Annotated in this window: 17 protein-coding genes; 9 read left to right on the top strand and 8 right to left on the bottom strand. The window is 73.3% G+C overall.

The window, feature by feature from the left end; translation table 11 throughout:
* Positions 1-233 precede the first annotated feature (233 nt).
* The 3 genes from ACF1GV_RS29875 to rpmG all read right to left on the bottom strand — a co-directional run bounded on the left by ACF1GV_RS29875 (position 234) and on the right by rpmG (position 2,378).
* On the bottom strand, positions 234-1,181 hold the full coding sequence (locus ACF1GV_RS29875; protein ID WP_391686582.1) for a hypothetical protein: 948 nt from the start codon (positions 1,179-1,181) through the stop codon (positions 234-236).
* Positions 1,182-1,469: 288 nt separating this feature from the next.
* Complete coding sequence (locus tag ACF1GV_RS29870; RefSeq protein ID WP_391686579.1) at positions 1,470-2,003, bottom strand: VOC family protein; 534 nt, start codon at positions 2,001-2,003, stop codon at positions 1,470-1,472.
* 210 nt (positions 2,004-2,213) lie between these two features.
* Positions 2,214-2,378 carry a 50S ribosomal protein L33 gene (gene rpmG / locus ACF1GV_RS29865; protein WP_366841512.1) on the bottom strand — a complete coding sequence of 55 codons (165 nt, stop codon included), beginning with the start codon at positions 2,376-2,378 and terminating at the stop codon, positions 2,214-2,216.
* Positions 2,379-2,421: 43 nt separating this feature from the next.
* Here rpmG and ACF1GV_RS29860 point away from each other — a divergent pair, with 43 nt between their 5' ends.
* A complete protein-coding gene (locus ACF1GV_RS29860; protein ID WP_391686576.1) occupies positions 2,422-3,327 on the top strand; it encodes a tetratricopeptide repeat protein in 906 nt (301 codons plus the stop codon).
* Here the strand turns inward: ACF1GV_RS29860 and ACF1GV_RS29855 are convergent.
* On the bottom strand, positions 3,273-3,830 hold the full coding sequence (locus ACF1GV_RS29855; RefSeq protein WP_391686573.1) for a pyridoxamine 5'-phosphate oxidase family protein: 558 nt from the start codon (positions 3,828-3,830) through the stop codon (positions 3,273-3,275). The two genes, ACF1GV_RS29860 and ACF1GV_RS29855, sit on opposite strands and share 55 nt — an antisense overlap.
* A gap of 155 nt (positions 3,831-3,985) precedes the next feature.
* Between ACF1GV_RS29855 and ACF1GV_RS29850 the strand changes: the two genes are divergently transcribed.
* The 5 genes from ACF1GV_RS29850 to ACF1GV_RS29830 all read left to right on the top strand — a co-directional run bounded on the left by ACF1GV_RS29850 (position 3,986) and on the right by ACF1GV_RS29830 (position 9,864).
* Positions 3,986-5,245: an MFS transporter gene (locus ACF1GV_RS29850; protein WP_391686570.1), complete on the top strand. Its 1,260-nt coding sequence runs from the start codon at positions 3,986-3,988 to the stop codon at positions 5,243-5,245.
* 202 nt (positions 5,246-5,447) lie between these two features.
* Complete coding sequence (locus ACF1GV_RS29845; RefSeq protein WP_391687277.1) at positions 5,448-6,050, top strand: phosphatase PAP2 family protein; 603 nt, start codon at positions 5,448-5,450, stop codon at positions 6,048-6,050.
* Positions 6,051-6,353: 303 nt separating this feature from the next.
* On the top strand, positions 6,354-7,682 hold the full coding sequence (locus ACF1GV_RS29840) for a uracil-xanthine permease family protein (RefSeq protein WP_391687274.1): 1,329 nt from the start codon (positions 6,354-6,356) through the stop codon (positions 7,680-7,682).
* 30 nt (positions 7,683-7,712) lie between these two features.
* A complete protein-coding gene (locus ACF1GV_RS29835) occupies positions 7,713-9,122 on the top strand; it encodes an amidohydrolase family protein (RefSeq protein ID WP_391686567.1) in 1,410 nt (469 codons plus the stop codon).
* Positions 9,123-9,153: 31 nt separating this feature from the next.
* Positions 9,154-9,864, top strand: coding sequence for a TSUP family transporter (locus ACF1GV_RS29830; protein ID WP_391686564.1), 711 nt, complete (start codon positions 9,154-9,156; stop codon positions 9,862-9,864).
* Positions 9,865-9,973: 109 nt separating this feature from the next.
* On the opposite strand, the gene ACF1GV_RS29825 is transcribed toward ACF1GV_RS29830, so the two are convergent.
* The 3 genes from ACF1GV_RS29825 to ACF1GV_RS29815 all read right to left on the bottom strand — a co-directional run bounded on the left by ACF1GV_RS29825 (position 9,974) and on the right by ACF1GV_RS29815 (position 13,730).
* Complete coding sequence (locus tag ACF1GV_RS29825) at positions 9,974-11,035, bottom strand: LacI family DNA-binding transcriptional regulator (protein ID WP_391686561.1); 1,062 nt, start codon at positions 11,033-11,035, stop codon at positions 9,974-9,976.
* Between the two features lie 122 nt (positions 11,036-11,157).
* Entirely contained in the window at positions 11,158-11,664 is a 507-nt protein-coding gene (locus ACF1GV_RS29820) for a GNAT family N-acetyltransferase (RefSeq protein WP_391686558.1), read from the bottom strand.
* A 404-nt stretch (positions 11,665-12,068) separates the two neighbouring features.
* Entirely contained in the window at positions 12,069-13,730 is a 1,662-nt protein-coding gene (locus ACF1GV_RS29815) for a glycosyltransferase family 2 protein (RefSeq protein WP_391686555.1), read from the bottom strand.
* 469 nt (positions 13,731-14,199) lie between these two features.
* Here ACF1GV_RS29815 and ACF1GV_RS29810 point away from each other — a divergent pair, with 469 nt between their 5' ends.
* The 3 genes from ACF1GV_RS29810 to helR all read left to right on the top strand — a co-directional run bounded on the left by ACF1GV_RS29810 (position 14,200) and on the right by helR (position 17,301).
* Entirely contained in the window at positions 14,200-14,559 is a 360-nt protein-coding gene (locus tag ACF1GV_RS29810; RefSeq protein ID WP_391686552.1) for a hypothetical protein, read from the top strand.
* A gap of 34 nt (positions 14,560-14,593) precedes the next feature.
* Positions 14,594-14,878 carry a hypothetical protein gene (locus ACF1GV_RS29805; RefSeq protein WP_391686549.1) on the top strand — a complete coding sequence of 95 codons (285 nt, stop codon included), beginning with the start codon at positions 14,594-14,596 and terminating at the stop codon, positions 14,876-14,878.
* Positions 14,879-15,108: 230 nt separating this feature from the next.
* Positions 15,109-17,301 (top strand): RNA polymerase recycling motor ATPase HelR, encoded by a 2,193-nt coding sequence (gene helR / locus ACF1GV_RS29800; protein ID WP_391686545.1) that lies wholly within the window; start codon positions 15,109-15,111, stop codon positions 17,299-17,301.
* 289 nt (positions 17,302-17,590) lie between these two features.
* On the opposite strand, the gene rox is transcribed toward helR, so the two are convergent.
* Positions 17,591-19,018 carry a rifampin monooxygenase gene (gene rox, locus ACF1GV_RS29795; RefSeq protein ID WP_391686542.1) on the bottom strand — a complete coding sequence of 476 codons (1,428 nt, stop codon included), beginning with the start codon at positions 19,016-19,018 and terminating at the stop codon, positions 17,591-17,593.
* Positions 19,019-19,027 lie beyond the last annotated feature (9 nt).

The raw sequence follows: 19,027 nt of genomic DNA, 5'->3' as shown, positions 1-19,027 counted from the left end.
CAAAGGCGGCGACAACCGCCCGAAACGGCCCATCGGCACCATGACGGCACTCGGGACGGACGACGGTGTCCGACCACGGCGCACCGGGTAGCGCCGCTACAACTGCCGGATGGCGCGCTTCCTCACCCGCCTGCTGTCTTCACAAAGCTGGGTGACCCGGTGGCCTGGAGACGCCGACGAGGAAGGCCCGGACCGGTGCGGGTCCGGGCCTTGCGGCTGCTCGCGGCAGCGGTTCAGCGTGCCTTGCTGCGGGCCGTCTCGAACGCGAGGACGGGGTCGCCGTCGACGCGCCAGGGCCAGCTGGTGACCTTTCCGCCGATGGCGTCGAACACCGGGGCGGTCTCCCGGGGACCGCCGGCCGCGGTCAGGGCGTAGGCGAGCAGGTTGAGGTCGGCGACGGCCGCGGCGTGGGAGAAGAACGCCGGGCTGGGCCAAGTGGCCAGCGCGCGGTCCAGGAACTGCGCCGCCCGCTCGCCGTTCCAGTGGTTGCGCGCCAGCAGCGCCTCCGTCCCGCCGCGCGCCACGGCGGAGTGGTACTGCATGACGTGCGCCGCGAGTTCGACGGACGCGCAGGGGGCGTTCGCCGGCATCCGGGTGCGCAGCGAGCCGACGAATTCGAGGACCTGGGCGAGAGAGCCCGCCTCCTGCGGGCTGAGATGGGCCAGCATGCTGAGATACGCCTCGCGGTTCCAGCGGTCCCGGGCCACGATCTCGTTCCAGACGGCGAAGACCTCACGCTCGGCATAGCGCTCCAGTCGGGCGACGCCCAGCATGACCACCCAGGGCGAGGGGTCCGCCGGATCGAGTTCGGCGGCCAGCAGGCACGCCTTCCAGGTGGCCGCGGCATCGGTCATACGGCCGTTGCCGCGGCCCCGTTCGAGTTGCGACCAGGCCTGGAGCGCCAGCGCGCGGGCGTTGCGCGGCTCCTGTTTCGCCCAGGCGCCCGGCAGATGGGACTCCGCGAGGAACTCGGCGAGGACGGACAGACGGTGTGCCCTGCGGTCGGTGTTCTGGGAGTCCTGTTCCAGGAGCTGGGCGATCTGGGCCACGCAGATCTCCGTTTCCCCGGGCATGCTCGACCTCGAAGCGGAAAGCAGGCGTTTCAGCAGCTTGCCGAGGACGGCGTCGTCGAGTTCGGGAGCGAGACGCGGGGTGCGGCCGCGAGTCGAGAAGAAGGGCATGGTCGGATGCTAGAAGGGGGGCAACCTGCCACAAGGTGCGCAGGTGGATCGTTACCGGATGCTTGTCTCAGGTGCCACCACCGGTTCCGCCGCGGCCGGCCGGTGCCCGCCTCCCCGTCCATGCTCAGTTGGGGTCCGGTACGCCTGAACCCCCTTGTACGCCAGAGCAGTTGGGCGCCGTCGCTCCGAAGGCGCTGCACGACACGGCCGTGGAGGCCGTGGTCGCGGCGGTGGAACGGGCCGCGGCCCGACCCGGGCGGGAGCCGGGACCGCCCGCGGCCCCGGCGGTCAGCCGGTCGTCCGTACCGGCGCGCTGCTGCGCCCCTGCGGCCGCCCGCTCAGCTCGGCGTCGAGGGTCTCCTGCGCCACCCGCATGGACTCGGCGTACCGGGGCTCTTGCAGCCGCTTCCACATCTCGTCCTCGGGTACGTCCTCCATGCGGGCGACGACCCACCACACGTTGCCGAAGGGGTCCTTGACGCGTCCGCCACGCCGGCCGAACGCGTCGTCCGACACAGGTGTGACCACGTGGGCGCCGGCCGCGACCGCCCGCGCGAACACCTCGTCCGCGTCGGCGACGAACACGCGCAACAGGCTCGGCAGGACCGGCCAGTCCGCGTGCCGGTCGAAGGCGAGGACGACGGTGTCGCCGACCCGGATCTCGCCGTGCCCGACCAACCCGTCCCCGGTGCGCACCCGGGCCAGTTCCACGCCGCCGAACACCTCCGCGACAAAGTCGAGAAACGCCCCCGTGTCCTCGGTGACGACCCAGGGCGCGACGGTGGTGTAGCCGTCCGGTGCGGGGCTGCTCTGCTGGGACATGGGCTTCCTCTCGTCGATGACGCCGATGGAAGGACGGTACGCAGGATCTAGGACGGTTTCCGTCCTAGATCGGGCACGGCAGCAGTGTCTTGCCGGTGATGCAGGATGTCGCCTCGGTCGCCTCGAGCCCCTGTAGGGATCGTAAGAAACGTCGACGGGCCCGGGCCTCGTGTGAGACCCCGGCCCGTCGGCGCCTGCCGCGCGCTGGTGCTAGCGCTCTTCGCGGAACAGGACGTGCTGCCCGGCCACCGGGTCGTACTTGCGCAGGACCAGCCGGTCGGGGTCGTTCTGCCGGTTCTTGCGCGTCACGTAGGTGACACCGGTCCCGGCCGTCGACTTCAGCCGGACGACGGGACGCACGGTGCTGCGTGCCATGGGGGTCTCCTTTCCCGGACCGACACCACCGCGATCTTGGTCAGTGCATGTCAGCCACGAGAGCTGTAACCGTGGTGGCCGCCCGGGCATTCCCGCCGGTGCCCCGGCCAGGGAAACCCACTGCCGGGCGGAGCTGGCCGCAGCCGTCGAGGACGGCGGTTCCCTGAGGAACGTACTGGCGCAGTCCTACCTCAACTTCCTCGACGGCGACATGGACACCGCGGCGCTGGCCATCGGATCGGTCACGGGGGTGCGACCGGACATCGCCTGGGCCGGCGGCCCGTGGTTCGGTGACGAGCGCTTTCTCGGCGCGGTGAGCGCCGAGGCCCTGGCCGAGGCCGCGATGCGGACGATGGACCACGGCCACGACCTGGACGGCGACACCATGCGGGAGCGGTTCCGGCCCTGGTTCCTCGCCGTCGACGCCGTCGCCTCCCGCCGGCCCACCCCGCCACCCGGACCGCTGGCCAAGATGGCGATACTGCTGCGGGCCTGCGGTCTCACGGACGCGTCCTTCGCCCTCTGCGACCGCGCGAACTCCGTCGAGCCGAGCATGCCGACGGAGGCCGTGCGCGCGGGCACCTGGAGCAAGCTGGGTGATCGCCACCGGGCCGCGGCGGCGTTCGAGCGGGCACTCGCCCTGGACCCCGGCAACTGGTCGCTGCACCTCGACCTCGCGGACCTGCGGGCCGAGCAGGGTGATTTCGCCGCCGCGGTGCGGCTGGCGGACCAAGGGCTGATGTGCGAGCCGACCGAGCCCACCCTGCGGGCCGCCGGCGCCGCCTACCGCGCACGGCTCAACGGTTCGCCGGCCGACCTGCGCGAACTACTCGCGCTGGCGCCGCAACTCCCCAGCTCCCCGTACCGGAACCTGCTGCTCGGCGTCGCCTGCGTTCAGAACGACCACCGTGTGTGGGAGTACACCCCGCCGTCGCGCCCGAAGCCGTAAGCCGTCGCCGGGGCGACCGCGAACGCCGTGGCGTCGCCCTTGCGCAGGGCGTCGCCCAGGCCGTGGAAGGTGCCCTCGGCCGAGGTGATGTGCGCGCCGTACTTCTCCTCGTACGCCGCGATCACCTCCTCCAGCAGCGCCTGACCGGCGACCCGCTCCGCCCTGCCCTCGACGACGAGGTCGAGGCCCGAGGTGAGGGAGTTGCCGCCGGTGGTGAGCGCGCAGTGCGCGTGATGGGCGAGGTTGCGCGCCTTCTGCTCCGCCGGACCGGTGGCGAAGTACAGCACTCCGTCGTGCCAGGCGGCGATCACGGGGGTGACGTGCAGCCGGCCGTCCGGGCGCACCGTGGACAGCCAGAAGATCTCGGCGGCCTCCAGACGCTGCTCGGCTTCGGCCCACTCGGTGGCGGTGACGTCCGCGGCGCCCGGGCGGGGGTTGAGCGCGGAGCTGTAGCGGGCGTCGAGTTCGGTGACGGGCGGCCGGGCGGCCCTGTGTTCCGGCATGACGGATCTCCCTTCGCTTCCTTCAGACGAAGGGATGACCGGCTGGCAGCCGGCGAATCATCGCTTCGGCCGTACGGGTCCGGGTGAGCGCCCGGCGTGGTGGCGCAGCGTGTACCTCGAGCCGCGCTCATGAGCCCTCCCGCACGATGACGGGCGTGATCGCTGCCCTGGCTTACCGCTTCCGCGCCCTGCGCACCCGCAACTTCCGTCTCTTCGCGGCCGGGCAGATCGTGTCCGTGGCCGGCACCTGGATGATGGTCGTCGCGCAGGACTGGCTCGTGCTCGGTCTGACCGGTGACTCCGCCGTCGCCCTGGGGACGGTGACGGCGCTGCAGTTCACGCCCATGCTGTTCACGCTGTACGGCGGCCGGCTGGCCGACAGCCGCGACAAGCGGACGCTGCTGACCGTGGCCAATCTCGTGTCGGCGGTGCTCGCGCTGGTGCTGTCGCTGATGGTGTTCGCGGACGCGGTGGCCCTGTGGCACATCCACCTGTTCGCGCTCGGCGTCGGCCTGGTGAACGCCGTGGAGGTGCCGGCCCGCCTCGCGTTCATCAGCGAGCTCGTCGCCCCGAGCGCTGTGCCGAACGCCTCGGCGATGAGCGCCGCGTACTTCAACGTGGCCCGGGTGCTCGGGCCGGCGCTCGCCGGGCTGCTCCTCACCGCGTTCGGCACCGGCTGGGTGATGCTGGCCAATGCCCTCAGCTATCTGGCGGCCGTGGCCGGGCTGCGGTTGATGCGGCCCGCCGAACTGCTGCGGGCGCCCCGCGAGGAAGGCCGCGCCCGGGTGGTCGACGGGCTGCGCTACACGCTGGGCAGGCCCGACCTGGCCGTCCCCATGGCGCTCGTCGCCGTGATCGGCTTGGTCGGGCTGAACTTCCAGCTCACCCTGCCGCTGCTGGCGAAGACGGTGTTCCACACCGGCGCCTCCTCCTTCGCCCTGCTGACCACGGTCTTCGCGGCCGGGTCCCTGCTCGGTGCCCTCGCCACCAGTGGGCGCAGCGGCCGGCCGTCCGCGCGGCTCGTCACGGGCGCCGCGATCGGGTTCGGGCTGCTGGAGGCGGCGGTCGGCTGGGCGCCCGCGCCCTCCGCCGCCGTCGTCCTGCTCTTCCTCACCGGCCTCGCCACGATCTACTTCGCGCAGGCCGCCAATCACCGCATCCAGCTGGGCAGCGACCCGCGCTACCGCGGCCGGGTGCTGGCGCTGTACACGCTGGTGATGCAGGGCTCGACACCGCTCGGCGCGCTGGGCGTCGGCTGGCTGAGCGAGCGCTGGGGTGCCCGCGCCGGGTTCGTCGTCGGTGGTGTGCTGTCGCTGACCGCGGGCCTGGTCGCCCTCGCCGTGGACCGGGAGGGCCGCCGCCCGGCCGGCCGGGCGGCGGACCACACGCCGGCCCGGGAGGACGTACGGCCGTGACGGGTCACCAGGGGGTTCCCCTGCCGCGGGCGCGGCGGGGGTGCGGTGCGTGACTCACCCGTACGGACCGGCCGGGGCGCTCTGCGCCGCGGCGGTGCGCAGGCTGGGCACGGCAGCGCCCACGCCGGGCGACGATGCGAGCGGTGCGCGGGCCGGGCAGAGCGCCGCGCACCGGAGTGAGGAGACGACCGTGGCCGACCGTATCCACGTCCCGCCCGCCGCAGCGGTCCGCCGGACCGTGGCGCGGGCCGACGCCGCCGTGCTCGGCGACCTGCGCGCGGTCGACGGGGCGCTGTACGCGGCGGTGGCCGCCACTCCCACGCCCACTCTGGACCGCGCGCTGCGGCGGCTGTCGTACGCGGCCGACCACTCGAAGATCTCGCTCACTGTCGCAGGGCTCCTCGCGCTCGGTCCGGGCCGCTCCCGTCGGGCGGCGCTGGCCGGGGTGGGCGCGGTCGCGCTGGCGTCGGCGGCGGCGAACCTGTGCGGCAAGCGGATGGTCCGCCGGCGGCGGCCCGACCGCGAAGAGGCCCGGGTGATCCTGGACCGGCACGTCCCCATGCCGAAGTCGGCGTCCTTCCCGTCGGGTCACACGGCGTCGGCGACCGCGTTCGCCACCGCCGTGGGCGTCGTGCTGCCCGCCGCGGCGGTGCCGCTCGGGGCCTTGGCGGTCGCCGTCGGTTACGCCCGGGTCCACACCGGCGTGCACTACCCCGGCGACGTGGCGGCCGGCGGGGTCCTCGGCTTCGCCGCCGCGGCGGCCTCCCTCGCGGTCGTCCACATGCCGCAGCGGCGGCGTTCCTGAAGGCTGCGGCAGGCCAGGAGCGGAACGCGCGCCCGCCTGACCGCGCACCCCCACCGGACCGCCGCACCCTCTTGACTCCCCCGGCCGCCCCTTCCATACTGGCGGCCAAATCGATTTGGCCAAATCGATTTGGCCGCCGTCCGGGCCCATCGTGAAGGCCGAACCACCGAGCGAGTCGACCCCGAAACGGAGTCCCCCGTGTCGCTACGCACCGCTCCACTCCCCGCCCCGGACCCCGACACCAGCACGCACGCCGACGACCGGCGCCGCCACCCCGTCGACGCCTGCCGTCCCGTGCACCGGATGCTGCTGTTCGGCATCCAGCACGTGCTGGTGATGGCCGCCACCCCGATCTCCAGCGTCTTCCTGGTCAGCACGACGCTGCACCTCACGCCCGCCCTGACCGCCAACCTCCTGGCCGCCGCCTTCGTGCTCTCCGGCCTCGGCTCCCTGCTGCAGTCCCTGGGACCGTGGGGCATCGGGGCACGGCTGCCGTTCGTCATGCTGCCCGGCGGCGCGCCGCTCGTGCTGTTCCTCTCCATCGCCGACCAGCACGGAGTGCGGACGGCGACCGGGGCGGTGATCATCACGGCCGCCTTCTACTTCGTCGTCCTGCCGGTGTTCTCACGGCTGCTGAGGTTCTTCCCCACCCTGGTCATCGGCACGATGATCACCATCGTCGGCGTGAACCTGGTGAAGGTCGGCGCCCTGCTGGTCACCGGCCGCCCCGGAACCAGCGGCTTCGGCGAACCGCGCGCCCTGCTGCTGGGTCTGGCCACCGTCGGCTTCACCGTCGTCGCGTACGGGCTGCTGCGCGGCACCCTGCGCCAACTCTCCGTCATGCTCGGCCTGCTGGCCGGCACCGTGCTCGCCGCTCTGCTCGGCCGCGTGCATGTGGCGGGCGGCGGCGGACTGCTGCACGCGCCGGAGCTGATGCCGTTCGGCACCCCGCAGTTCAACCTCGTCGCCGCGCTCCCCCTGCTGGTCTACAGCCTGGCCTCGATGGCCGAGGCGACGGGGCAGACCGTGGTCAACAGCGAGGCCGTCGGCCTGGAATCCGACGCCCGCCGGGACGCGCCCCGGACCATCCGCGGTGACGCGCTCGTCTCGCTGGCGGGCGGCTTCTTCGGCCTGCCTCTGATGGTGACCAGCGGCGAGAACATCGGCATCGTCAAACTCACCGGTGTACGCAGCCGCTTCGTCACGGTGGCCGCCGGACTCGTTCTGATCGTCATCGGGTTCCTCGCACCCGTGGCCCGGCTCGTCAACGCCATCCCGGCGCCCGTGGTGGGCGGCACCGCGCTGGTCGTCTTCGGCGTCATCACGGTGCTCGGCATCCAACTCCTCGGCCGCAGCGGCCTGGACGACCACACCGACACCTTCATCGTCGCCGTGGCCCTGGCCGCCGGACTGCTCCCGATCCTCGTGCCCGGCGTCTACGCCCAGCTCCCGCCCACCCCGCGCATCCTCCTGGAGAGCGGCGTCGCCGTGGGGGCGTTCACCGCGGCCCTGCTGCACGCGCTCTTCCACCGGACGCCGTGGGTCTCGCGTTCCCTGATGCCGGCCCCCGCCGGGCCCGTCCCCGCGGCAGCCCCGGCAGGTGACGCTCCCCCGGACCAGCACCGCCCCTGAGCCCCCCACAACCTCAACGACAAGGACACCATGCACCCCCTGCCCAGCCCCGACCCCGGGCCTCTGCTGCGCGACGACGCACCGCTGCTGCTGGTCCCCGACACCGTGCTGCTGCCCGACGGGCCCGCCGAGGACCATGCCGTCGTGGTGACCGGCACCGCCTTCACCGACGTGGGACCGACCGCCCGCGTGCTGCGCGACCATCCCGCACTCAGCCCCGTGCGGCTGCCCGGCCGCGCCCTGCTGCCCGGCTTCGTCGACGCCCACCACCACCTCACCCAGAGCTTCGGCGCCGCGCTGGCCTTCGGTGAACCCTCGGAGATCTTCCGGCGGGTGTGGGTGCCGCTGGAGAACGCGCTCGACGAGGAGTCGGCGTACGTGGCGGCGAAACTCGCCGCGTGGGAAGCGCTGCGCGGCGGCTTCACGACCGTCGCCGACGCCGGAACACGCGCGCCGATCGACGTGGAGGCCGTGGCGAGCGCCGCACGCGACGCGGGCCTGCGCTGCGTCCTGGGCGCGATCTGCAACGACGTCGACGTCAGCGCCGCGGACGACGCGATCGCCCGCGCCGGCAAGCACCTCTCCCGCTACGCGGGCGACCCACTGGTGCACCCCTCCCTCGCCGTCTCCATCCCGGAGGCGGCCACGGAGGCAACCCTCGCAGGTCTGGCCCGACTCGCCGCCGAGGCGGGCGCGGTCCTCCAGATCCACGTCAACGAACACCTGGCCTCCGTCGAGCGCTCTCTCGTACGGCACGGCCTGCGCCCGCTGGAGCATCTGCACCGGCTCGGGGTCCTCGGGCCGCACCTGCTCGCCGCCCACGCCACCCTGCTGACGCCCCGTGAACTCGCCCTGCTGCGTGACACCGGCACCGCCGTCAGCTACAACCCGGTGGCCAGCGCCTGGAAGGGCAACGCCGTGGCGCCCGCGCTGCTCATGGCCGAGGAGGGCATCCGCTTCGGCCTCGGCACCGACGGCACGCGGGGCGACGCCTTCCGGCTGCTCGACGCCGCCGAGACCGCCCAGCGCCTCACCCACGGGATGGCCACCGGCGACTCCTCGTGCGGCGGCGGCTGGACCTGGCTGGAGCACGGCACCCGGCTGGGCGCCGACGCGGTCGGCCTGGGGTCCAAGGCCGGTGTCGCGGGCGTGAGTACGGGGGTGGTGGCCACGGGCGCGGCGGCCGACTTCCTGCTCGTCGACCTCACCGTCCCCGAACTGGCCGCCTCGCACGATCTGCCCTGGGAGCTGCTGCGCCGCGGCAACCGCGACCAGATCACGGCGGTGTTCACGGCCGGGCGCCTGCGGCTGTGGCACGGCTCGCCCCTGACCTGGGACGGCCGGGCCCTCGTGGCGCGGGCCCGGGAACTCGCCGCCGAGGTCGTGCGGCGGGCCCCCATCGTCCGGGTGCACCGGCCCTCCACGGAGGCCGCCCGATGATCGGCGCCGAGATCGCGCGGGAGGTGAGCGCATGAGCGGCGACACCCTCGCCCTGCTCGCCGTGACCGTGGCCGTCGCCGCCTTCGTGCAGGGTTCCAGCGGCCTCGGTTACGCCCTCATCGTCGCGCCGGTGGCCGGGCTCGCGGACCCGGCGCTCCTGCCCGTCTTCCTGCTCGCGTCGATGATCCCCCTGAACCTGTACGTGGCCTGGCGGGAACGCTCCAGCATCGATTTGCGCGGCGCCGGATGGATCACCGGCGCCCGCCTCGCGGCCACCCCCGCGGGGCTGGTGCTGCTCGCCGCCGTCCCCGAGCACGATCTCGGACTCCTGGTGGGCGTCGCGACCGTGCTCGCCGCGCTGGTGAGCCTCGCCGCGCCGGCGTTCGCCCCGGGCCGTGCCGCGTACGTGGGCGCCGGTCTGGTCACCGGGATCACCGAGACGGCCACCGGCGTGGGCGGCCCGCCGCTCGCGCTGGTCTACCAGCACCGGCCGCCGCCGGAGCTGCGCGCCACGGTCGCCGTGTGCTTCCTGCTCGGCGAGGCCGCCTCCCTGGTCCTGCTGTTCTGCACGGGACGCGCCCACCTGGACCACGTGGGTACGGCGCTGTGGATGCTGCCGGCGCTGGCCGCCGGGGCGGCTCTGAGCCGGCTGGTGCACCACCGGCTCGACGCGCGGCGCCTGCGGCTGGGGGTGCTGGTGTTCGCGCTGGTTTCGGGCCTGGTGCTGATGCTGGGGATCTGAACCCCCTGCGCCTTCGCTGCCCGCGTGTGCCGGTCTTTCGGGTGCGGGCCGGTGGGAGGCCGGTCGCGCAGTCCCCGCGCCCCTTGCGGGTGGGCCACGGCGCCCGGCGTCAGGGGGTCCCCTCCGGCGCCCGCACGGAGGACGCGCGGGGCACCAGGCGCGGGGCCGGCACTGACGGGTACGGGTCCGCGCCCGAGTCGTCCGCGCCGCCGCGCAGCCGCCGCAGCAGGAGGTCGAGCGCCTGCGCGGCGGCCTGTTCCAGGTGCAGGTCCACCGCGGTCAGCGGGGGCATGCAGGTCCGCGCCCGCACCCCGTCGTAGCGCGTGACGACCAGGACGTCGTCCGGCACCGCGCGGCCGCTGTCGTGCAGGGCGCGCACCGCGCCCACCGCGAACGCGTCGACCATGACGCACAGCGCGTCGATGCCGGGGTGTTCGCGCAGCAGGGCGGCGCACGCCTCGTATCCCGCCTGTTCCCCGCCGGACTCCTCAGCGACGGCCGTCACCGGCGGCCAGCCGTGCCGTTCGGCGGCCCGGGCGTAGGCCGCCCGCGCGTCCACGGCCGAGGAGCGGGTGCCCGGCGCGGTGAGCAGCGCGGGCCGGCGGGCGCCCGCACGCGCCAGGTGGTCCAGCAGCAGTTCGGTGACCGCCTCGCCGTTGAGGTCGACGTACGGCGCCTGCGCGGCGTCCGGCACCGGCCGGCCGAGCGCCACCCATGGCAGGCCGCGTTCGCGCAGCTCGGCGACGACCGGATCGTCCTCCCGCGGCTCCACCACGATGGCGCCGTCGACGTCGACGGTGCGCAGTCCCGCGCCGGACTCCCCCGGCGGCAGCAGCACCAGCGCGAATCCGTGCGCCAGCGCGTGTTCGGCGGCGGCGGCCGCGACCTCCATGTAGAAGCCCAGCCGGGACGGTCCCCCGGCCACGGCCAGCGGCATCGACGACAGCAGGGCGATCGCCCTGGCCTCGCCGCGCCGCAGCCGCTGGGCCCGCAGGTTGGGGCGGTAACCCAGTTCCCCGGCGACTCGCTTGACGCGTTCACGGGTGCGCGGGTCGACCTTGCCCAGCCCGTTGAGCGCGTGCGAGACGGTCGTACGCGACACACCGGCGGCGCGTGCCACATCGGCGATCGTCGGCTGACGGGACGCGGAGGCCGGGCGGGGTTCGGTCATCGGCGGCTGTTCTCCTCCTACGCTGCGTGCGCCCAGTCTTCCCGATGTCCCGGCGGTCCGGCACGCCGCCTCCCCGAAGTCGCCACAGAGTGGGGCCAGCGGTGCGTCCGCCGGCCCCGGGGTCACTGCTGCTGGTGGTCAGGGGCGGTGAGCAGGAAACGGGCGATGCCGTCCTCGGTGGCGTGCCGGCGGAAGCCGGCCTTCTCCAGGACGCGCAGGGAGGCGGGGTTGGCGATCTCCGCGCCCGCCGCCACGGTGTGCACCTCGGGTGCCGCGAGAGCGAAGGCGGCCAGGGCCCGGGTCGCCTCGGTGGCGTAGCCCCGGCCCCGGCGGGAGGCCACGACGCCGTAGCCGATCTCGACGGTTGCGTCCGTGGGCGGCCAGAACAGGCCGATGGAGCCCACCACCTGGCCGCTGTCGCGTTCGACGATCAGCCGGTGGCCGTGCGCGCCGAGCCAGGCCGGGTTCTGCTCGAGGAGGCCGGCGATGACGTGGTCGCCTTCGGCGGGGAAGTCCTCCGCCCAGTGCGCCGGGCGGGTGCCGGTGAGGACCGCGGTGACCTCGGGCGGGGTCCAGGGCCGCAGGGCGAGACGGTCGGTGGTCAGCGGCAGGGAGGTTGAGGAAGACACGGGTGACTCCTGGTCGTGGGGACGACCGGCTCCGGGCGTGTCAGCACGCGGGCCGGATGAGGGCATGCCGAAGACAGCCGGTGACGGCCATATTCGTCAACCTCCCGCATCCCGTGGGCGCATGTGTCCCGCGCCGTGGCAACCCTAGCAAGTGCGCGCGGAACGACAGCAGTTGCCGCGGTATCGGTGGACCGGTCGGACCGTCGCCCGTGACTGCCCTGGATCGACTCGTCAGCCCCGACCGGTAGCCGCGTTCCTCCCGTTACGACCCGGTGCGACGGGCCGTTGCGGACGCAGGCGGGCGCCGGGCACCGGCCGGTGCTCGACATGCTCACCACGGACGGGGGCGCGTTCCTCTCCTTCGCGCCGGTGACCGAGCGGAGGAACGGCAGACGACGGGGCCGCTAGGTGAGGCGGGCGCGCAGTGCGCGGGCGGCCTTGCCGGTGACGCTGAAGGCGTAGGCCGTGACGGCCGACGGGGCGGGCCGCAGTTGCAGGACGAGCTGCCCGTCGTCGGGCCGGATCCGGGCGGTGTGGACGCGTTTGCCGTTCCCGGGCAGAGACAGGGCGTGCGGGCCGCGGGGGCCGACGCCGTTGCCGAGCGCTCCGCCGAGAGCGCCGCGCGCGCTCATGCCGTGCGCGGCGCAGCGCAGCGACAGATGCCAGTCGCCGCAGGGCAGGGCACGTCCGTCGTCGACGCTCGCCAGGTCGATACGGGCCCGGAAGCAGGCCCGCCCGTAGTCGTACGTCTCCTTGCCGCGGGCGACGGTCAGGTGCGGGGAGGGCACCTGCTCGCACCGGACGGCGATCTCCTTGCCGCTGCGGGCGTGGCGCAGGACCAGTTCGGTGACCAGGTCGTCGGTGTCCACCTGGTCGAGGTAGCCGTAGCCGCCCAGTTCGAGAACGCTGCCCTGCCAGAGGAGGTGGTCGAGCCGGCGGCGCGGGCTGACCCTGAGCATGTCGGAGGTGATCTCGCAGAGGTCCTCGTACACGGGGGAATCCGCGGTGGGGTACGGCGGCGCGGCGTACAGCCTGCCGTTCCTCGTGAGCGCCTTGCCGGGGCGGTCGGCGAGCTCCCACTCGACGACCGCGGCGAGTTCGTCCGCCAGCCCCTCGCGCAGGCAGTGGCTGACGAGCCGCTCGTGGAGGACGAACTCGGCCAGCACCGCGGGCGTGATCCACTTGCGGGCGTACGGGCGGGCCAGCTCGACCAGTTCCCTGCGGGTCGCGGCGTCGGCGTCGAGGAATCGGCGGTCGAAGCGGCGCACCATCTCCACCCGTACGTGACGTGTGATCAGATGGTTGCGCAGCGGCCCCGGTTCGGTCATGTCAGTGACCAACCGGACCATCTCGTCGGCCTGTTGCAGGACGGCGCTCAGCTCCAGGCCCTTCGCGGTGATGTTCCCCTCGTCGCCCCGCTTGACGACGTAGTAGCAGTCGTAGTCGCCGACGATCGAGATGACCTTGCTGTGCAGATAGGCGCGGGCGACGAAGTGCTGATCCTCGCTGATGCGCATGTGCTCCGGGAAGCGGATGCCGTGCGCCTCGAGCATGCTGCGCCGGAACAGCTTGAACGGCATCAGGGTGTAGTAGACGCCGCCCTTCGACAGGTCGGCCTTGTCGACGTTCTTGGCGAACACCTGCCGCGGCACGCGCCGTCCGACGCCGACGAGTTTGGCGAGGACCACGTCGGAGTGGTTCTTCTCCGCCATGGCGACCAGCCGCTCCAGCGCCTCGGGGCCGAGGCAGTCGTCGCCGTCGAGGAAGAACACATAGGTGCCACTGGCGTGGTCGAGTCCGACATTGCGCGGCCGGCTCGGGCCGCCCGACGCCTCTTGGTGGATCACCTTCATCCGCCAGGGCCGGTCCGTCGACCAGGCGTCGAGCCGCTCGCCGCTGCCGTCCGTGCTGCCGTCGTCGACGGCGATGATTTCTAGCGCGTCCATGCCAATCGATTGCTGGGCGATCGAGGCGAGTGTCTGCTCCAGATAGGGCAGCGCGTTGTAGACCGGTAATACGACGGATACCAGTGGCGTGTACGACCCCTTCACGGGATTCCCCCCCATGCAGATCATATGAAAAGCATTGTGGGTCCGACCGGATTGCGGTCGATGTCCGCCCTGGTCAGGCCCCCAACAGGCTGATTCAACGATCGAGCATAAATGATGGACGGTGTGCGCGATTCACGACTTGCCGGGGGAAAAGCGGAGTTCCGTGGTCCGGAAGGGGCGTGAAGGCGCAAACAGGGGAGTCACGCGTACAGGAAAGGGGGCTGCGCGCTCCGGAACGAGCGTTGCGCGCTGGGCGCACAAAAAAGGAAAGGACGCCGTCAGCTCCTTTCCACTCTCAACCTATAGCGCATCGGGGGGCTTGCCGCAAGGCCCCCCTCCTGGCGCAGAATCGACGGCCGAAGCCAGGAGCGGTCGAAACAGGGGGAGTCGCGCAGTGCGTGTGGTGTTGTCTACGTATGGGTCCCGACGGGACGTGGAACCGCCGGCGAGGCTCGCGGTCCGGCTGAGGGAACACGATGCTCAGGTGCCGGTCTGCGCGCCGCCTGACGAGGCCTTCGCACAGCGGCCGGGCGGTGTCGGTGTGCCGCTGGTGCCCCTCGCCCCGTCGGCACGCGCCCCGACGAGGGCGGCGGCGCCCGCCTCACCCCTGCCCCGGCGCGCGGCCCAAGTGATCGCCGCTCGGACGGAGTCGGTGATCTCGGCGGCCGGGGGAGGTGACGTTGTGGTGGCGACCGGCATGCGTCCGGCGGCGTCCGACGGCATCGACGCGCTCTTCGGCGAGGCGCCGAACACCCACCGGACGGTGATCGGCCTGCCCCCGGCGGGGCACGTACGCGACCACGCCGTGGACGGCCGGGCCGGCGGCGTTCCTGGAGGCCGGTGAGCCGCCGGTCCACGGGGGCTTCGGCAGCACGCCGATGCACGCGTCGGCGGACGTCGCCCGGGTGGCGGGGGAGGCGATCCGGGCGCAGGGGCGCCGCGTGCTCGTCGTCGGCGGCCGGGCCGACCTGACATCGATCGACGACGAGCGCGTCGGCACGGTGCACGACGGTCCGGCGCCGGCCGTAGCGACCACGTCGGCCGCACCGGACACGGCCCCTGCCCCCACGACCCGCGCCAAGGCGAGCGAGGTGGCCGCAGTGGTCCGCACCGACGACGGTACGGTGGGGGCGGCGAAGCTCCTGCTCGACGCGATCGGCTGAGACAGCCGGGGCACCGTCCGCCCCACGAGCAACCACCAACGCCCGGTGCACCCACCCGGCGGCCCGCCACGCCCAGGCGAAGGCACCAGCCGCCCGGGCCCCGCCCACCACACGAGCAACCACCGACGCCCGGTGCCCCCCGGCCCGGCGGCGCACCCTGCCGCGGCCGGGCAGCGACCGGCGCGGGCCGACCGGCACACCCCGCGCGCCAGCATGTGAACGGAGCTGACTTGACCCCCCTGACCAGCAGTGCCTTCGACCTGCCCGAGCGGCTGTCCGCGAAGGCCGACCCGGAACTGATCGCCGACGACGAGCGGCACTTCGCGGCCGTCGCCGCCTGCCTCGAGCAGTCGATCGCCGAACTGTCCGACCGACTCGCCGCCATGCGCAGGGCGCCCGGAGGCATGGGCCGGTCGGCGATGGACCGGGACACCGAGATCCACCGGCTGACCACCCGCCTGCGCACCCTGCACCGCTTCGGCCTGGACCTGTGCCTGGGCCGCATGGTCGGCGCGGACGGCGGCGAGCCGGTGTACGTCGGACGGCTCGGGCTGACCGACAGCACCGGCCACCGGCTGCTGCTCGACTGGCGCTCCCCGGCGGCCAAGCCGTTCTTCGGGGCCACCCACGCCGACCCGATGGGGCTGGCCGCCCGGCGCCGCTACCGCTGGACCGGTGGCCGGATCAGCGACTACTGGGACGAGGTGTTCACCGCCGACGGGCTGGAAGGGCACGCGGCGCTGGACGATCAGTCGGCGTTCATCGTCGCTCTGGGCGGCGCCCGGTCGTCGCGGATGCGGGACGTGCTCGCCACCCTCCAGGCCGACCAGGACGCCATCATCCGCGCCGGATCCCGTGGCGCCCTCGTCGTCGACGGCGGGCCGGGCACCGGCAAGACCGTCGTCGCCCTGCACCGCTCCGCCTACCTGCTCCACTCCGATCCTCGTCTCGGTCACCGCCGCGGCGGTGTGCTGTTCGTCGGCCCGCACCGGCCCTATCTGTCGTACGTCTCCGACGTCCTGCCCAGTCTCGGCGAGGAGGGGGTGCAGACCTGCATCCTGCGGGACCTGGTCACCGAGGGAGCGACGGCGGGTGTCGAGGCCGATCCCGAGGTGGCCCGGCTGAAGTCGTCCGCGGAAATGGTCGGCGCGATCGAGAAGGCCGTCCGGTTCTACGAGGAGCCGCCGACCGAGGGCATGACGGTCACCACGCCCTGGTCCGACATCCGGCTCACGGCCGGTGACTGGGCGGCCGCGTTCGACGCGGCGGAACCGGGCACACCGCACAACGAGGCCCGCGAGCAGGTCCGGGAGGAACTGCTCAGCATCCTGGTGGACAAGCACGAGGGCGACGCCTCCCCCGACGAGCTGCGCACATGGCTGCGCAAGCACCGGGAGCTGCTGACGGCCTTCCATCGCGCGTGGCCGCTGCTGGAGGCCGCCGACCTGGTCGCGGACCTGTGGTCGGTGCCCGCCTATCTGCGCATGTGCGCGCCCTGGCTCAGCCGCGACGAGGTGCGCACGCTGCAGCGCGCCGACCCGCAGGCCTGGACGGTGTCGGATCTGCCGCTGCTGGACGCGGCACGCCAGCGCCTGGGCGACCCTGAGGCGGCCCGGCGCGCACAGCGGCGCGTGGCCGTGCTCGCCGCCCAGCGCGAGCGCATGGCGCGGGTCGTGGACAACCTGATCGCGGCCGTGGCCGACTCGGGCGCCGACGGTGACGACGGCGAGGGACTGGTGCGGATGCTCGGGGGCGAGGACGCCCGGGTCAGCCTGGTCGACGAGTCGGAACTGGCGACCGCCGACCCGGATCTGCTGGCCGGCCCGTTCGCGCACGTCGTCGTGGACGAGGCGCAGGAACTGACCGACGCGGAGTGGCAGATGCTGCTCCTGCGGTGCCCTTCGCGCAGCTTCACCATCGTCGGGGACCGCGCCCAGGCCCGGCACGGCTTCACCGAGTCGTGGCGGGAGCGGCTGGAGCGGGTCGGGCTGGACCGGGTCACCCTGGCCTCCCTGACCATCAACTACCGCACGCCGCGGGAGATCATGGCGGAGGCGGAGCCGGTCATCCGGGCCGCGCTGCCGGACGCCAACGTGCCGGTGTCGGTGCGCAGCAACGGCCTGCCCGTCGTGCACGGCTCGACGTCGGAGCTGGAGTCGGTCCTGAAGGGCTGGCTCGCCGCCCATGCCGAGGGGATCGCCTGCGTGATCGGGGCCCCTTCGTTCCGTGAGCGGCCGCGTGTGCGGTCGCTGACGCCGGAGCTGGCGAAGGGGCTGGAGTTCGACCTGGTCGTCCTCGTCGACCCGGAGGAGTTCGGCACGGGCGTCACAGGGGCGGTCGACCGCTATGTGGCCATGACCCGGGCCACGGGGCAGCTCGTCGTCCTCACGGGCTCGGGCCCGGTCACCAGCGCACGGCCGTGAAGTCGACGGGCCGGGGCCGCAGCAGTCGGGTGCGTCCGGCCGGCGCGTGCAGCCGCGCGCCGGCCGGACATCTCGCGGATCACCTGGTCGGCGTCCGTGCCCCTGCCGGAAGGGCGCAGGAGCCCGTAGGAGTCGGTCCCCCATGGGGGACCCCTCTCATGGGCAACGGCGCCCGGACGGGGCGCCGTTGCAGGGATGTCCCGCGTGCGGACGGAAACGGCAGGCCGGTCCGGTCTGGTAGGTCCGCCGGCCCGACGCTCCGGCGAATAGCCTGTAACCGACCGATTGATCAGTCGGTAGGGTCGCCGAACCACGTCCGCAGCGGGCCGAGAAGGGCCTGCTGGTCCTCGCCGGCCCACGCGACGTGGCCGTCCGGCCTCAACAGCACGGCGGACACGTCCAGCTCCTCGCTGACGTCGACGACGTGGTCGACGCGGTCCTCCCAGCCGGCCACCGACAGCGTGCCGGTACCGTCGAGCAGCAGCCCCCGGCCGCGGTGCATCAGCTCGTACAGGCGGCCTCCCTTCAACTGCACGTCCCGCAGCCGCCGGCCGAGCAGCTCGTGGCCCTCGCCGAGGTCGTAGCGCACGCCGACCGCGAAGGCCGTCTCGGTCATGTACCGGTTCACCTCGTTGAAGTCCATGAGCTTCGACAGCAGCTCGCGCAGCGCCACGGCCCCCGCGTCGGTCCCCAGCAGCGTCATCTGGGCACGGGTGTTGGCCACCACGGCCGCGCCGACCGGATGCCGTTCGGCGTGGTAGCTGTCCAGCAGTCCCCGCGGCGCCCAGCCGTGCACCTCGGCTGCCAGCTTCCAGCCGAGGTTGAACGCGTCCTGGATGCCCAGGTTCAGCCCCTGCCCGCCGGTCGGCGGGTGGATGTGAGCGGCGTCGCCGGCCAGCAGCACCCGGCCGACCCGGTAGCGCTCGGCCTGCCGGGTGGCGTCGCCGAACCGGGAGAGCCAGCGCGGCGAATGCACGCCGAAGTCGGTGCCCGCGACGGCCCGCAGCTGCGCCTTGAACTCCTCCAGAGTCGGCGGGCCCGCGTCGTCCACGGACACCTTCGCCGCGGGCATGCCGACGCGGAACACCCCGTCGCCGTTGGGGATGACGCCGAACCGCAGCTGCGTCTTGCGGACTTCGGCGACGACGGCGGCGACCGTGTCCGGGTCCGCCGTCATCTCCATGTCGCCCAGCAGCGTCTCGACCTTGGCGGGTTCGCCGGGGAACGCGACGCCGAGCTGCCTGCGCACGGTACTGCGACCACCGTCGCAGCCGACCAGATAGCGCGAGCGCAGCCGCGTACCGCCGGCCAGTTCGGCGGTCACCCCGTCCGCGTCCTGGCTCACCCCGACCACTTCGCAGCCGAGCCTCAGCTCGGCGCCGAGTTCGAGCGCCCGCTCGCGCAGCAGCCGCTCGGTGACCGGCTGCAGGGTGGAGAGGCCGTACGGGTGGGCCGTGTCCATGCCCTGCGGCCACGGCTTGTGGATACCCCCGAAGAAGCCGCCGACCTGGAACTTCTCACCGACCGCGAGGAACCGGTCGAGCAGGCCGCGCTGGTCCATCATCTCGACGCTGCGCACATGCAGGCCACGCCCGCGGGACTCCTCGGTCGGCTCGGGCAGCTTCTCCAGCACGACCACCCGCACATCGTGCAGCCGCAGCTCGGCGGCGAGCATCAGGCCGGTCGGGCCACCGCCGGCAATGAGCACATCGATCATCAAAAATCC

Source organism: Streptomyces sp. NPDC014006 (assembly GCF_043088925.1).
Lineage (GTDB): Bacteria > Actinomycetota > Actinomycetes > Streptomycetales > Streptomycetaceae > Streptomyces.
The sequence above is the reverse complement of the archived record's forward strand: the minus strand, read 5'-3'. Positions and strand labels throughout refer to the sequence as shown.

Coding starts and splice junctions, on each gene's coding strand:
- ACF1GV_RS29875 (WP_391686582.1), bottom strand. CDS start 1,181: ATGCCCTTCTTCTCGACTCGCGGCCGCACCCCGCGTCTCGCTCCCGAA.
- ACF1GV_RS29870 (WP_391686579.1), bottom strand. CDS start 2,003: ATGTCCCAGCAGAGCAGCCCCGCACCGGACGGCTACACCACCGTCGCG.
- rpmG (WP_366841512.1), bottom strand. CDS start 2,378: ATGGCACGCAGCACCGTGCGTCCCGTCGTCCGGCTGAAGTCGACGGCC.
- ACF1GV_RS29855 (WP_391686573.1), bottom strand. CDS start 3,830: ATGCCGGAACACAGGGCCGCCCGGCCGCCCGTCACCGAACTCGACGCC.
- ACF1GV_RS29840 (WP_391687274.1), top strand. CDS start 6,354: ATGCTGCTGTTCGGCATCCAGCACGTGCTGGTGATGGCCGCCACCCCG.
- ACF1GV_RS29835 (WP_391686567.1), top strand. CDS start 7,713: ATGCACCCCCTGCCCAGCCCCGACCCCGGGCCTCTGCTGCGCGACGAC.
- ACF1GV_RS29830 (WP_391686564.1), top strand. CDS start 9,154: ATGAGCGGCGACACCCTCGCCCTGCTCGCCGTGACCGTGGCCGTCGCC.
- ACF1GV_RS29825 (WP_391686561.1), bottom strand. CDS start 11,035: ATGACCGAACCCCGCCCGGCCTCCGCGTCCCGTCAGCCGACGATCGCC.
- ACF1GV_RS29815 (WP_391686555.1), bottom strand. CDS start 13,730: ATGGGGGGGAATCCCGTGAAGGGGTCGTACACGCCACTGGTATCCGTC.
- ACF1GV_RS29805 (WP_391686549.1), top strand. CDS start 14,594: ATGCACGCGTCGGCGGACGTCGCCCGGGTGGCGGGGGAGGCGATCCGG.
- rox (WP_391686542.1), bottom strand. CDS start 19,018: ATGATCGATGTGCTCATTGCCGGCGGTGGCCCGACCGGCCTGATGCTC.